We start from the raw sequence: 13,987 nt of genomic DNA, 5'->3' as shown, positions 1-13,987 counted from the left end.
GCCATTCTGCCAGGCCGTCCCGTCGGCTCATACCTTCACGTCGTCCCCGGGGCTGCGCGTCACGGGTACCTCAAGGGTGCACCGCGCCTCGGCCTCTGCGGCCTGCCGGGCGCGTTTCGCGGCCAGCGGGCCGGCGACGGCCGTCAGTACGACGAACAGCCCGATGGCCATCAGCACGATGGTCGCGCCCGAGGGCACGTTCACGTAGAAGGAGGTGACGGTCCCGGACAGGGTCACCACGACGCCGATGGCGATCGACATGGCGAAGGTCATGGCGAAGCTGCGCGAGATCTGCTGCGAGGCGGCCACCGGGATCACCATCAGGGCGCTGACCAGCAGCAGGCCCACCACGCGCATCGCCACCGTGACGGTGACCGCCGCGGTGATCGCGACCAGCAGGTTCAGCATCCGCACCGGGAGGCCGGTGACCTGGGCGAACTCCTCGTCCTGGCTGACGGCGAAGAGCTGCCGCCGCAGGCCGATGGTGACCAGCAGCACAAAGCCGGCCAGTACGCAGATCACCGGGATGTCCTCGGGCGCGACGGTGGTGATCGAACCGAACAGGTACGTGGTCAGGTTGGCGGTCGTGCCGGTCTTCGACAGCGAGGTCAGCATCACACCGGCCGCCATGCCGCCGTAGAAGAGCATGGCCAGGGCGATGTCGCCGCGGGTCCTGCCGAACCAGCGGATCAGCTCCATCAGCACCGAGCCCAGCACGGCGACCAGGGTCGCCATCCACACCGGGCTGGCGTTGAGCAGGAAGCCGAGGCCGACGCCGGTGAGGGCGACATGGCCGATGCCGTCGCCCATCAGGGCCTGGCGGCGCTGCACCAGGTAGATGCCGATGGCGGGGGCGGTGATGCCGACCAGGACCGCGGCGAGCAGGGCCCGCTGCATGAAGGCGTAGGTGAGGAGATCCATCTCGGGTCCTTGGGTCCTTAGGTCAGCAGGCCGGTACGGAGCGGTCCGGAGGCCGGGTCCGCGTGCGGGTGCACATGGTCGTGGCCGGGGAGCGCGTGCTGGCCGACGGCCTGGGGCGGCGGCCCGTCGTGGACCACACAGCCGTCGCGCAGCACGACCGCGCGGTCGATCAGCGGTTCCAGGGGGCCGAGTTCATGGAGTACGAGCAGCACGCTGGTGCCGGCGGCGACCTGCTCGCGCAGGGTGCCGGCCAGGATGCCCTGGCTGGCCAGGTCGACCCCGGCCATCGGCTCGTCCATGATGAGCAGTTCGGGTTCGCCGGCCAGGGCGCGGGCGATCAGCACCCGCTGGTGCTGGCCGCCGGAGAGCGCGTTGACCGAGTCCCTGGCCCGGTCGGCCATGCCGACCAGCTCCAGCGCCCGGTCCACGGCCGCGCGGTCCTCCTTGCGCGGCAGCCCCAGCCTGGTGCGGGCCAGCCGCCCGGCCGAGACGACCTCGCGGACGGTGGCGGGGACACCGCTGGCCGCCGTGGTGCGCTGCGGTACGTAGCCGATCCGGGCCCAGTCGCGGAAGCCGCGCAGCGGCGTGCCGAACAGCTCCAGCTCACCGCCGGACAGCGGCACCTGGCCGACCACGGCGCGCACCGCCGTGGACTTGCCGGAGCCGTTGGCCCCGAGCAGCGCGACGACCTCCCCGCGGCGCACCGTGAGGTCTATGCCGCGCAGCACCGGCCGTGAGCCGAGCGAGGCCGTCGCCTGCCGCAGGGAAATGACGTGTTCGCGCTCCGTGGACGCGATGGGTGCAGGTGCCATGGATGCCGCCTCCGTGATCACTTACTTGGCCCCGAGTGCCGTCTGGAGGGCCTTGAGGTTGCTGCGCTGGACCTCGATGTAGTCGCCGCCCCGGGACTTCGCCGTGATGCCCTCGATGGGGTCGAGTACATCAGTGCGCAGCCCGAGGTCGCCCGCCAGGGTCTTGGCGGTGTGGTCGCTGACCAGCGTCTCGAAGAAGACCGTCGAGACGTGCTTGCTCCCGGCGAGGGTGTGCAGTGCCTTGATCCTGGCCGCGCTGGGCTCGGACTCCGGGTCGATGCCGTTGACCGCCTCCTCGACCAGGCCGTAGCGCTCGGCGAGGTAGCCGAAGGCGGCGTGGGTGGTGAGGAAGGTGTCCGAGGTGCGGTCGCGCAGACCGTCCTCGAACTCGGTGTTCAGCGTGTCCAGTTTGCCGGTCAGCGACTTCAGGTTCTTCGCGTACGCGGTCGCGTGGCCGGGGTCGGCCTTGGCGAGGGTCTTCTCGACACCCCTGGCGACCTGGGCGTACTTCACCGGGTCCAGCCAGATGTGCGGATCGGCGCCGGACTCCTCGCTGCCGCCGCCGGTGTTGTCGGAGGTGGTGTGGTCGTGACCGTCGACCTCGGTGCCGTGCTGTTCCAGGGAGGTCAGCGCCGAGGCGTCGGCGATGTACTTCACGCCGGACTGGGCGATCGCGTCGTCGACCGCGGGCTGCAGGCCCTTGAGGTAGACCACGACCCCGGACTCGCCCAGTGCCGCGGTCTGCCGGGGGGTGAGGTCCAGGTCGTGCGGTTCGACGCCGGGCTTGGTCAGTTCGGTGACGCTGACATGGCTGCCGCCGATCTGGTCGACCAGGAACTCCATCGGGTAGAAGGAGGCCGTGACCTTCAGTTTTCCGTCACTGGTCATGCTCCCGGCGCCGCTGGAGGAGCATGCCGACAGGGATATGAGGCCGAGCGCGGCGGCTCCGGCGACAGCCGTGGGGACGAGGAGGCGGCGACCTATGTTCATGACTCCCATTTTCAACAAAACTGGAAACGATTGTCAATTGGCCTCTGTGTGACCCAGGTCCTACTGTCACCCACGCCCCCCGGCGCAGAACCGATTTGATACGGCACCCTCACCCGCCGGTAATCTGAGACATCCGCTTCGTCGTACTGAAGAGAGCACCGTGGCCGCCGACAAGATCGAGACCATCGTCAGCCTGAGCAAGCGCCGTGGCTTCGCGTTCCCCAGCAGTGAGATCTACGGCGGCCAGCGCGCCGCCTGGGACTACGGGCCGCTCGGCATCGAGCTCAAGGAGAACATCAAGCGCCAGTGGTGGCGCTCCATGGTCACCTCGCGCGACGACGTCGTCGGGATCGACTCGTCGGTGATCCTCGCCCGCGAGGTCTGGGAGGCGTCCGGCCATGTCGCCACCTTCACCGACCCGCTCACCGAGTGCACCTCCTGTCACAAGCGCTTCCGCGCCGACCACCTGACCGAGGCGTACGAGGCCAAGCACGGCCGCGAGCCCGCCAACGGCCTGGCCGACATCAACTGCCCGCACTGCGGCAACAAGGGCTCCTTCACCGAGCCCAAGGAGTTCTCCGGCCTGCTGAAGACCACGCTGGGCGTCACCCAGGACGCCTCGGGCACCGCGTACCTGCGCCCCGAGACCGCCCAGGGCATCTTCATCAACTTCGCCACCGTCCAGCAGACCTCGCGCAAGAAGCCGCCGTTCGGCATCGCCCAGACCGGCAAGTCCTTCCGCAACGAGATCACCCCGGGCAACTTCATCTTCCGGACCCGCGAGTTCGAGCAGATGGAGATGGAGTTCTTCGTCAAGCCCGGCGAGGACGAGACCTGGCACGAGTACTGGATGCAGCAGCGCTGGGACTGGTACCGCGACCTCGGCATCCGCGAGGAGAACATCCGCTGGTTCGACCACCCGAAGGAGAAGCTCTCCCACTACTCGAAGCGCACCGTCGACATCGAGTACCGCTTCAACTTCGGCGGCACCGAGTTCTCCGAGCTGGAGGGCATCGCCAACCGGACCGACTTCGACCTCAAGGCGCACTCCGAGGCGTCCGGCACCGACCTGTCGTACTTCGACCAGGAGGCCGGCGAGCGCTACTTCCCGTACGTCATCGAGCCCGCGGCGGGCCTGAACCGGGCGATGCTCGCGTTCATGCTCGACGCGTACAACGAGGACGAGGCGCCCAACGCCAAGGGCGTCATGGAGAAGCGCACCGTGATGCGCCTCGACCCGCGCCTGGCGCCGGTCAAGGTCGCCGTCCTGCCGCTGTCCCGCAACCCGCAGCTCTCGCCCAAGGCCAAGGGCCTGGCGGCCGATCTGCGGCGCAACTGGAACATCGACTTCGACGACGCGGGCGCCATCGGCCGCCGCTACCGCCGCCAGGACGAGATCGGCACCCCGTTCTGCGTCACCGTCGACTTCGACACCCTGGACGACAACGCGGTGACGGTGCGCGAGCGCGACACCATGAAGCAGGAGCGCGTCTCGCTGGACCAGGTCCAGTCCTACCTGGGCAGCCGTCTGCTCGGCTGCTGATCGCCGCACCGCACCCGGGGCACCCGGGGAACCACCCGTGGCCTGGCCCTCTCAGGGGGCCAGGCCACGCAGGACCAGGTCGCACACGGCGGTGAAGTCCCCGTCGATCCCGGGCTGCGTCCAGTCCGCGGCGTGGGCGGGGTCGTGGAAGCGCGCCGAGGCGTCCCACACGGCCCGCGCGGTCCGGGCGGCGGTCTGTGCGTCGGCCCCGGCGGCCGGGTCGAACTGCCCGTCGGCGACGCCCTGGCAGATGATCACCGCGAGCTGCGCGACCATGCTCACGATGTGCTCGTCGACCACTCCGCTGTGCTCCGCCACCAGTGCCTGGTACGTGGCGAACAGCTCGGGATCGCCCCCCGCCTTGCGCCGCTTCGCGGCGAACAGCTCGGCCAGCCAGCCCCGCAGCCGCTCCGCCGCCGGGGCGTCGCCGCCCTCCGCGATCGCTTCGAGCCTCGCGTGCGACTGGTCCAGCCAGCGCTGCGTCACCGCCTCGCGCAGCGCCGCCTTGGTACGGAAGTGCCGGTACACGCTGCCGTGGCTGACGCCCAGCGCGCGCGCCACATCCACCACGGTGGCCTTCGCCGGGCCGTAGCGCCGCAGCACGTCCTCGGTGGCTTCGAGGATGCGTTCGGGGGTCAGCGTCTCGGGCGGCATCGCTTCGCGGGCCTTTCGGGTCGGGAGGGCTCCAGTCTCCCAGCTCAGCGGCGTTCGCTGTCCAGATGTGCCATCTGGGCGGCCGGGTAGCGGTCGCCGGAGGCCGCGCCGGGCGGGACGGCGCGCTCGACGGCCGCCAGGTCGTCCGCGTCCAGCGTGACGTCGGTGGCGCCCAGGGCCTCGTCCAGGCGCTGCCGGGTGCGGGCGCCGACGAGCGGCACGATGTCCTCGCCCTGGGCCAGGACCCAGGCGATGGCGGTCTGGGCGACGGACACGCCCTTCTGCTCGGCGATCTTCCGCAGGGCGTCCACGAGCTGGAGGTTGTGGTCGAGGTTCGCGCCCTGGAAGCGGGGGCTCATCGCCCGGAAGTCGTTCGCGGCCAGCTGCCGGTCGCGGGTGAAGTGGCCGCTGATGAGCCCGCGCGAGAGCACCCCGTAGGCCGTCACGCCGATACCCAGCTCGCGCAGGGTGGGCAGGATCTCGTCCTCGATGCCCCGCGAGATGAGCGAGTACTCGATCTGCAGGTCGCTGATGGGGGCGACGGCGGCCGCGCGGCGGACGGTCTCGGCGCCGACCTCGCTGAGGCCGATGTGCCGTACGTAACCGGCCTCGACCAGTTCGGCGATGGCCCCGACGGTCTCCTCGATGGGGACGGCGGGGTCGAGGCGGGCGATCCGGTAGACGTCGATGTGGTCCAGGCCCAGGCGCTGGAGCGAGTACGCGGCGAAGTTCTTCACCGCCGCCGGGCGGCCGTCGTAGCCGGACCACTCGCCGGCCGGGCCGCGCAGGGCGCCGAACTTGACGCTGGTGAGCGCCTTTTCGCGGTGCGCGGGGCTCGCCGAGCGCAGGGCCTCGCCGATCAGCATCTCGTTGTGGCCCATGCCGTAGAAGTCGCCGGTGTCGAGGAGGGTGATCCCGGCGTCGAGGGCGGCGTGGATCGTCGCGACGGACTCGGCGCGGTCGGTGTCGCCGTAGAGGGCCGACATGCCCATGCAGCCGAGGCCGAGAGCGGAGACCCGGGGGCCGGTCGTGCCGAGGGGGCGGTCGAGCATGGTGTGCTCCGTTTTCGTCGGGCCGGGGAAAGCAGCTGACACCTCCGAGAGTGGCACATGGACTGACAGATTTCAATATCTGTCAGTCCATGTGTCGGCTCGCTGCTTCCGGCTCCCGTCACCGGTCCATGGCCCTCAGCCGCAGGCTCATCGTGGTGGTCAGCGCGACCACCACCAGCTGCACCGCCAGCACCGTCACCAGCGCGTCCCGCATCCCGTGCGAGGGCGCCAGCGACAGGAACAGCGTGCCCAGCGTGGCCACGCCCAGGGCCAGCGCCGACTGCTGGGTGGTGACCATGACACCGCCACCCACCCCCGCGCGCTCGCTCGGCACGCCGGTCAGCACCAGCCGCATGAGCACCGGCAGCTGCAGGGACTGCCCCAGCCCCGCCAGCGTCACCCCGGGCGCCAGGGCCGCCACCGTCAGATCCGGCCAGTCACGGGCCACGGTGACCGCGAGCACCGCGATACCCACGCCCTGCAGCACGCCGCCCGCCGTGACGACCCGGCTGCCGAACCGCCCGAGCAGACGCGGGCCGAACAGCGACCCCACGAAGAAGGCCGCCGCCATCGGGGCCAGGGCCAGCCCGGCCTTCACCGGCCCGTACCGCAGCCCCTCCTGCAGTGCCACCGCGATCACGAACATGAAGCCGCCGAAGCCGATCGAGAACGGCAGCATCATCGGCAGCGCCCGCCGCATCCCCGGCAGCCGGAACAGGCTCGGCGGCACCAGCGGGATCCGCCCGGCCCGGTCCGCCCGCCGCTCGACCGCGAAGAACCCGGCGGCCGCCACCGGGAAGACGACCAGCGACACCCAGGTCCACAGCGGCCAGCCGGCCGACCGGCCCTCGGTCAGCGGGGCCAGCAGCGTCACCAGCGCCACCGCGAGCAGCACCGTGCCGGGGCCGTCCACCGGCGCCGGGTGCGCCGACCGGGTCTCCGGCACCGCGCGGACCGCGAGCACCAGCCCGAGCACCACCACCGGCACATTGACCAGGAAGACCGCCCGCCAGTCGGTCCCGGCGATGTCGGCCGCCACCAGCACCCCGCCCAGGATCTGGCCCGCCACCATCGACAGGCCGGCCGTCGCCCCGTACAGGCTCATCGCCCTGGCGTGCCGCCGGCCGCTGGTGGAGGAGTGGATGGTCGCCAGCACCTGCGGCAGCATCAGCGCCGCCGCCGCGCCCTGCGCCACCCGGGCCGCGACCAGCGTCCAGGCGGTCGGGGCGAGCCCGCAGGCCAGCGAGGTCACGCCGAAGGCGGCCATCCCGGCCAGGAAGAGCCGGCGCCGCCCGAAGATGTCGCCGAGCCGCCCGCCGAGCACCAGCAGCACCGCGTACGCGACCCCGTAGCCGGCGACCACCAGCTCCAGGACGGACGGTGAGGCGTGCAGATCGGAGGAGATGGCCGGCAGCGCGACATTGACGATGAAGAAGTCGATCAGCGGCAGGGCGGCCCCGAGCAGCACGGTGAACAGCCCGGTGGCGGAGAGCGCCGGTGGAGCCGGGGGAGAGGAGGCCGGGCCGGCGGCCGGTGCCGGGCCGGGCGCGATCCGGGTCACCCGGGGCCGCACCTCGGCGCGGGACCTCAGACCGGCGGTGAGTTCCATGGGTTCAGTCACGGCACCCACCATGCCCCTACTCTCAGGGTGGTACCAGAGAGCGTTTATCCAGGTATCAGAACCACCTGGCAACTGCTTGAGCCCGGCGCGGCCCTGCGGCACCCTGGAACCATGACCACCACGGCCGCGGCCCGCCACGAACTCGCCCACTTCCTGCGCAGCCGCCGCGAACGCATCACCCCCGAGCAGGTCGGCCTGCCGCCCGGCCGCCGCCGGCGCACGCCAGGCCTGCGCCGCGAGGAGGTCGCCGCGCTCGCCGCCGTGGGCGTCACCTGGTACACGTGGCTGGAGCAGGCCCGGGACATCCAGATCTCCGCCCAGGTCGCCGACGCCGTCGCCCGCGCCCTCATGCTCGACCCCAACGAGCGCGGCCACCTCTTCGTCCTGGTCGGCGTCCCGGATCCCAACCCGCGCGCCGACTGCCCCGGGATGTCACCGCAGATGCTCGAAATGCTCGGGAGGCTGGAGCCGCTGCCCGCCGCCGTCGTCAACAGCCGCACCGATGTGATCGCCTACAACCGCACCTACGGACGGCTGGTCTCGGACCTCGACGCCCTGCCCTACGAGGACCGCAACATCCTGTGGCTGATCTTCACCGACCCGGTCTGGCGCGAGGCACTCCCCGACTGGCCGGAGACCAGCCGGCTCTGCGTCGCCAAGTACCGCGCGGCCATGGTCGAACACCTCGCCGAGCCCGCCTGGAAGGCGCTCGTCAAGCGGCTCCAGCAGGCGTCCCCCGATTTCGCCGCCCTCTGGGACCGCCATGAGGTCGTCCAGCCCGAGAACCGCACCAAGCGCTTCCTCAACCCCGAAGTCGGTCTGCTCACCTTCGACTTCACCCATCTGTGGCTCGGCCCCCGGCCGGGCCCCCGGCTGGTCACCTACACCCCGGCCGACGCGGCCACCCGCGAACGCCTGGACCGGCTCCACGACCTGGTGCTCACGCGGGAAGCCGCTGCTGCTGCTGCCGCTGCCGTTCCCGTGCCGGCCTGAGCAGTCGCGTCCTGGCCTCCATCAGGGCGAAGCCGAGCAGATTCATCCCCCGCCACTGCTCCGGGTCCGCGGACCGCTCGTCGTCGGCGGCCAGCCCTATGCCCCATATCCGGTCGACCGGGCTGGCCTCGACCAGCACCCGTGAGCCCGTACCCAGCAGATACTCCCGCAGCGCCGCGTCCTGGCCGAACTTGGCCAGGCTCCCCTCGACGACCAGCTCCCAGCGGTGACGCGTCCACACCGCCTCGTCGAAGCCGCGCACCTGGCGGCCGAGCTTCTGCACGGCGTGCGGATGCGGGGTCTCCAGAATCCGCGCCAGGGCGGCGTCGTCCCCGAACAGCCGCGCCTTGCCGGCCATCATCCAGTGCTCGGCACCGGCGTAGGTGACGCCGTCCACGGTGAAGGGCGACGGCCACCACTGGCTCAGGGCGCCCTGGCCCACACTGCCGTCACGCTGCGGCTGCTGCTTCCAGAAAAAGAGGTACTTGGGCCGGACCCCGCGTGCCGTCAGCGCGGCCAGCTCCTCACTGCTGCGGACGTCTGTCGCCGCGATCTGTGTCCCCGTCATGTTCAGATCGTCGCACGAGGGTCCGACAACGCGCCTTCCAATTCGGCGTCCGGCAGGCCGCGTTCCTCACCGGCGAGCGCGAACGCGGCGCCCCCGACCGCCCCCGGTCCGGCGATCGGGGACAGGCGCGGCCGCGGCGCTAGCGCCCGGCGGCCCTGGCCATGAGGCGCTCCAAAAGGGCCAGTTCCTCCTCGTCCAGCTCCCGCAGGGCGGCCGGCGGCGTGCCGAGGACGCGCTCGGCCTCGGCGGCGGCGGTCGCCCCGGCCGCGGTCACGGTGACGATCTTGCAGCGGCGGTCGGTGGGATGCGGCGTACGTTCCACGAGCCCGCGCCTGGCCAGGTCGTCCACGACCACGGTGGTGTACGGGCGGTCGGTCAGCAGCGCGGCGGCCAGATCGCCGAGCCCGACCGGGGCGGCGGCTATCCGGCGCAGTGCCTTGACCCGGAAGAAGCTCAGGCCCAGGGCGTCGCAGACCTCCTGACGGCGGTCGTTGTCCAGGACCAGGGCGCGCATGGCCGCCCACGCCCGGCCGGCGGCGTCGCCGGTGGCCGGGGTCATCGCGCGCCCACCATGCCGGCCTCGCGTTCCGGTGACCCGAGCCGGGCCGCCGTCCGCTGGGCGGTGCCGGCCGCCCAGCGGCCGGTGGTGAGCAGGCCCAGGACCAGTACGACCACGCCGCAGCCCGCGATGACGGCCCAGGCGGCGGTGTCCAGGCTCGCCGCGACGAGGGCGCCGATCACGGCGACCCCCAGCGACTGGCCGACCTGGCGGCTGGTGGAGGCGACGGCCGCCGCGACGCCCGCCTGCGAGCGCGGCATGCCGGACACGGCGGTGTTGGTGATGGGGGCGTTGACGAAGCCGAAGCCGATGCCGAACAGCACGTACGCCGTGTAGAGCAGCAGGTCCGGGGAGTCCGCGTCCAGCCTGGTCAGCAGCAGGCCGCTCGCCGTGGTGGTCAGGCCCGCCAGGATCAGCGGCAGCCGCGGGCCCCGGCTGCCCACCATCCGGCCGGACAGCGGCGCGCAGACCAGTGCCATGGCGGCCATCGGCAGCAGATGGAGCCCGGCGTCCAGGGCGGACATGCCCCGGGTGTCCTGGAGGTAGAGGGTGTTGAGGAACAGGAAGCCGGCCAGCGCGGCGAAGGCGCTCACCGCTATCACCGTCGCCCCGCTGAAGGGCGCGCTGCGGAAGAAGCGCAGCTCGATGAGCGGTTCCACACGCCGCCGCTCGTAGCCGACCAGCCCGGCCAGCGCCGCCACCGCGAGCGCGACGCACCCCAGGATCAGCGGTGAGGTCCAGCCCGCCTCGGGTGCCTCGATGATCGCGTAGGTCAGCGAGCCGAGCAGCGTGATCACCAGCACCTGCCCGACCGGGTCGACCCGGCGGGCCTTGGGGGCGCGGGACTCGGGGATGTAGCGCGCGGTGAGCAACAGCGCGGCGAGGCCGACCGGGACGTTGATCCAGAAGATCGCCCGCCAGCCCGCCGACTCGACCAGCGCGCCGCCGATGATCGGCCCGGCGGCCATGCTGATGCCGACGACGCCGCCCCAGACGCCGATCGCGCGGGCCCGTTCGCGCGGCTCGGTGAAGGTGTTGGTGATGATCGACATCGCGACCGGGTTGAGCATCGAGCCGCCGACCGCCTGGAGCATCCGGAAGACGATCAGCCACTCCAGGCTCGGCGCGAGGCTGCACAGCACGGACGCGGTGGTGAAGAGCACCAGACCCGTCCGGAAGACCCGGCGCCGGCCGATCCGGTCGGCGGTGGAGCCGGCCAGCATCAGCAGCGAGGCCAGCACGAGGGTGTAGGCGTCGATCGTCCACTGCAGTCCGGAGACGGAGGCGTGCAGATCGCGGCGCACGGACGGCAGGGCGACGTTCAGGATCGTGTTGTCGAGACTGACGATGAGCAGGCTCATGCAGCAGATCGCGAGGATGAGGATCCGCCGCCGGTCGTTCGTTTCTGGCATGGGTGGAGACCTCGGGGCTCGGATTAGTTGTATCTGTGTAATCATTTTATCGTACATTCAATGTGGTCCGCCGGATACGGGAGAATGGGCCCATGACGACTGCCGCCACCGCCACCGCCACCCCGCTCCGGATCGGCCCGCACGCCGTGTGGCCGCCGGTGGTCCTGGCACCCATGGCCGGCATCACCAACGCCCCCTTCCGCACCCTGTGCCGCGAGTTCAGCGGGGGCAGGGGCCTGTTCGTCAGCGAGATGATCACCACCCGGGCGCTGGTCGAGCGGAACGACAAGACCATGCACCTGATCCACTTCGACGGCACCGAGAAGCCCCGCTCCATCCAGCTCTACGGGGTCGACCCGGCCACCGTCGGCGCGGCCGTGCGGATGATCGTCGACGAGGACCTCGCGGACCACATCGACCTCAACTTCGGCTGCCCGGTGCCCAAGGTGACCCGCAAGGGCGGCGGCTCGGCGCTGCCGTACAAGCGGAACCTGCTGCGCTCCATCCTGCGCGAGGCGGTCGGCAACGCCGGGGCCCTGCCGGTCACCATCAAGATGCGCAAGGGCATCGACGACGACCACCTGACCTACCTCGACGCCGGCCGGATCGCCGTCGAGGAGGGTGTGACCGCCGTCGCCCTGCACGGCCGGACCGCCTCCCAGCACTACGGCGGCACCGCCGACTGGGAGGCGATCGCCCGGCTCAAGGAGGCCGTCCCGGAGATCCCGGTGCTCGGCAACGGCGACATCTGGTGCGCCGACGACGCGGTCCGGATGATGCGCGAGACCGGCTGCGACGGCGTGGTCGTCGGCCGCGGCTGCCTGGGCCGGCCGTGGCTCTTCGGCGACCTGGTCGCGGCCTTCGAGGGCACCACCGCCCAGGCCGCCCCGCCGCTGGGCGAGGTCGCGGCCGTCATGCGCAGGCACGCCGCGCTGCTGGGGGAGTGGCTGGACGGCGAGGAGCGCGGCGTCATCGACTTCCGCAAGCACGTCGCCTGGTACACCAAGGGCTTCTCGGTCGGTTCCGAGGCGCGCCGCAAGCTCGCCATGGCGTCCTCGCTGGCCGAGCTGGACGACCACCTCGCAGGCCTCGACCTCGCCCAGCCCTGGCCGCAGGGCGCCGAGGGGCCGCGCGGCCGTACCGCGGGCGCCAAGCGGGTCGTCCTGCCGGACGGCTGGCTGAACGACCCGTACGACCGCGCGGTCGCCTCCGCCGACGCGGAGCTCGACACCTCCGGCGGCTGACGACCCCATGCGCGACAGGCCGGGGCCCGGCCCCTGTCGCGCACCAGGTCGTCGGCGCTACCCCGCGATCAGGTCCAGCGTCGTGGCCGCCGTCCAGCTGAAACCGCGGATGCCGTGCCCCTCGCCGGTGTGCGGGTTGACGTACTCGGCGAAGCCCGAGCGCCCCGCGGCGTCCAGCACGCCCTCCCGGAGCTGCTTGGCGTCGGCCTCGGCGCCGTACTGCCGCAGGCCGCGGTGGAAGAGCCAGGCGATGTTGAACCAGGACGGGCCGCGCCAGTAACGGCCCGGGTCGAAGGCGGGGGAGAGCAGGTCGTAGCTGGGCAGCAGATGGACCCGGCCCAGGCCGAAGCGGTCGCCGGTGGCGGTGCGCAGCAGGGCGCGCACGATCTGGTCGGGCAGGCCGGGCACGACGAGCGGGACGAGGCCGGCGGCGCTGAGCTCGTCGATGAGCCCGGCGCCCGGTTCGGCGCGCAGGTCCCGGCAGCGGAACACCCCGGCGCCGGGGTCGTAGAGCCGGTCGATCAGGACGGCGGTGAGCTGCTCGGCACGGTCGCGGTGCGGCTCGGGGGAGGCGCCGATGGCCTCGGCGATGTCGGCGAGGGCGTACTCGGAGATGATGAGCAGCGCGTTGAAGCAGGGGTCCTCGACGGCGAAGGTGTGCCGCAGCCGGGTGTCGTCGTAGTCCGCCTCCCGGTAGTCCGTGCACAGCCGTACGTAGCGCCCGTAGTCGTCGTCGGTGGGGCGGTCGGCGGCGTCGGAGTGGGTGAGGTCGCGGCGTACGTAGCCGGCCGGGTCGGCCGGGGTGATCCGGGCCAGCGGGCCGTCCCAGCAGGGGCTGTTGTCCCAGCCGGACTCCCAGGGGTGGACGATGGCGGCCAGCCCGGCGCCGCCGAGGTCGCGGTGGGCGCGCAGGTACTCGTGCCACTGGACGAGCTGCGGGTACAGGCGGCGCAGGAAGCCCACCTCCAGCGACGCGCCGGGGTCGGTGCGGTGCACCTCCCAGGCCGCCAGCGCGTGCACGGGCGGCTGGACGATGCCGGAGGTGCCGGTCAGACCGGCCTCGCCGGGCACTCCGACCTGCCAGAAGTCGGGGCCGGGAAAGTAGGCGTCGGCGGGTACGGAGTCGTTGAAGACGATGTGCGGGACGCGGCCGTCCGACCGCCACTGTGCCGAGAACAGGGTCTCCAGCTCGCGGCGGGCCCGGCGTGGGGACAGATGCCGCAGGCCGATCGCGATGAAGGCGGAGTCCCAGCTCCACTGGTGCGGGTAGAGGGTGCGGGAGGGGACGGTGGAGCCGCCCGCCCAGTTACCCAGGAGTACGGAGGACGCGGCGGCGCGCAGTCCCACGGAATCGGTGTCCGCTGAGTTCCACGGTTCACCGGGCGCGTTCGAAGGTGAGGACACAGCACCTATAACAGCAGTGGGCGCGGCGGCAGACAAACCTTGCGCGATGTACCGGCTGATCGTCCGGGGAGTGAGACTGAAGGGGTGATTCTCGCCACGCCTGATAGGGGCATCGCTCATATGAGCAGTTAACGCCTGGAGTTATCTCTCCAAGGCGTGGCACTCGGTGCCATCGTTTTCGGTGTCACCTGGTCAAGGAAGTTCATACGGAGCG

At 71.7% G+C, this 13,987-nt stretch carries 13 protein-coding genes; 3 read left to right on the top strand and 10 right to left on the bottom strand.

The genetic code is table 11. From position 1 onward, the window contains the following. Nucleotides 1-27: 27 nt before the first annotated feature. Genes RWE79_RS13480 through RWE79_RS13470 form a run of 3 tightly spaced genes read right to left on the bottom strand, consistent with a single transcriptional unit; the run spans nt 28 to nt 2,723 of the window. Entirely contained in the window at nt 28-921 is an 894-nt protein-coding gene (locus tag RWE79_RS13480; RefSeq protein WP_475940311.1) for a metal ABC transporter permease, read from the bottom strand. Nucleotides 922-938: 17 nt separating this feature from the next. Continuing rightward, the gene (locus RWE79_RS13475; protein WP_475940310.1) at nt 939-1,733 is read right to left on the bottom strand and encodes a metal ABC transporter ATP-binding protein; all 795 of its coding nucleotides are present in this window, start codon (nt 1,731-1,733) and stop codon (nt 939-941) included. 21 nt (nt 1,734-1,754) lie between these two features. Then, nucleotides 1,755-2,723: a metal ABC transporter substrate-binding protein gene (locus tag RWE79_RS13470; RefSeq protein WP_475940309.1), complete on the bottom strand. Its 969-nt coding sequence runs from the start codon at nt 2,721-2,723 to the stop codon at nt 1,755-1,757. A gap of 160 nt (nt 2,724-2,883) precedes the next feature. Between RWE79_RS13470 and RWE79_RS13465 the strand changes: the two genes are divergently transcribed. Continuing rightward, the gene (locus RWE79_RS13465) at nt 2,884-4,266 is read left to right on the top strand and encodes a glycine--tRNA ligase (protein ID WP_475940308.1); all 1,383 of its coding nucleotides are present in this window, start codon (nt 2,884-2,886) and stop codon (nt 4,264-4,266) included. Between the two features lie 51 nt (nt 4,267-4,317). Here RWE79_RS13465 and RWE79_RS13460 read toward each other — a convergent pair whose 3' ends face one another. The 3 genes from RWE79_RS13460 to RWE79_RS13450 all read right to left on the bottom strand — a co-directional run bounded on the left by RWE79_RS13460 (nt 4,318) and on the right by RWE79_RS13450 (nt 7,605). Continuing rightward, nucleotides 4,318-4,920, bottom strand: coding sequence for a TetR/AcrR family transcriptional regulator (locus RWE79_RS13460; RefSeq protein WP_475940307.1), 603 nt, complete (start codon nt 4,918-4,920; stop codon nt 4,318-4,320). A 44-nt stretch (nt 4,921-4,964) separates the two neighbouring features. After that, nucleotides 4,965-5,972: an aldo/keto reductase gene (locus RWE79_RS13455; RefSeq protein ID WP_475940306.1), complete on the bottom strand. Its 1,008-nt coding sequence runs from the start codon at nt 5,970-5,972 to the stop codon at nt 4,965-4,967. Nucleotides 5,973-6,090: 118 nt separating this feature from the next. Beyond that, nucleotides 6,091-7,605 carry an MFS transporter gene (locus tag RWE79_RS13450; RefSeq protein ID WP_475940305.1) on the bottom strand — a complete coding sequence of 505 codons (1,515 nt, stop codon included), beginning with the start codon at nt 7,603-7,605 and terminating at the stop codon, nt 6,091-6,093. A gap of 99 nt (nt 7,606-7,704) precedes the next feature. Between RWE79_RS13450 and RWE79_RS13445 the strand changes: the two genes are divergently transcribed. Further along, nucleotides 7,705-8,586, top strand: coding sequence for a helix-turn-helix transcriptional regulator (locus RWE79_RS13445; RefSeq protein WP_475940304.1), 882 nt, complete (start codon nt 7,705-7,707; stop codon nt 8,584-8,586). Here the strand turns inward: RWE79_RS13445 and RWE79_RS13440 are convergent. The 3 genes from RWE79_RS13440 to RWE79_RS13430 all read right to left on the bottom strand — a co-directional run bounded on the left by RWE79_RS13440 (nt 8,534) and on the right by RWE79_RS13430 (nt 11,125). Then, nucleotides 8,534-9,154: an NADAR family protein gene (locus RWE79_RS13440; protein WP_475940303.1), complete on the bottom strand. Its 621-nt coding sequence runs from the start codon at nt 9,152-9,154 to the stop codon at nt 8,534-8,536. The two genes, RWE79_RS13445 and RWE79_RS13440, sit on opposite strands and share 53 nt — an antisense overlap. 139 nt (nt 9,155-9,293) lie before the next feature. After that, the gene (locus RWE79_RS13435; protein ID WP_475940302.1) at nt 9,294-9,713 is read right to left on the bottom strand and encodes a MarR family winged helix-turn-helix transcriptional regulator; all 420 of its coding nucleotides are present in this window, start codon (nt 9,711-9,713) and stop codon (nt 9,294-9,296) included. Then, nucleotides 9,710-11,125, bottom strand: a complete 1,416-nt coding sequence (locus RWE79_RS13430) for an MFS transporter (protein WP_475940301.1) — start codon at nt 11,123-11,125, stop codon at nt 9,710-9,712. The genes RWE79_RS13435 and RWE79_RS13430 overlap by 4 nt, the downstream gene beginning before the upstream one ends. A 92-nt stretch (nt 11,126-11,217) precedes the next feature. On the opposite strand from RWE79_RS13430, the gene dusB reads away from it, so the two are divergent. Then, complete coding sequence (dusB, locus tag RWE79_RS13425; protein ID WP_475940300.1) at nt 11,218-12,369, top strand: tRNA dihydrouridine synthase DusB; 1,152 nt, start codon at nt 11,218-11,220, stop codon at nt 12,367-12,369. A gap of 57 nt (nt 12,370-12,426) precedes the next feature. Here dusB and RWE79_RS13420 read toward each other — a convergent pair whose 3' ends face one another. Further along, entirely contained in the window at nt 12,427-13,773 is a 1,347-nt protein-coding gene (locus RWE79_RS13420) for an MGH1-like glycoside hydrolase domain-containing protein (RefSeq protein ID WP_475940299.1), read from the bottom strand. Nucleotides 13,774-13,987: the final 214 nt, after the last annotated feature.

The organism is Streptomyces sp. RLA131 (assembly GCF_056270125.1).
Note: the sequence above shows the minus strand (reverse complement) of the source record. Positions and strands in the feature narration are given on the sequence as shown.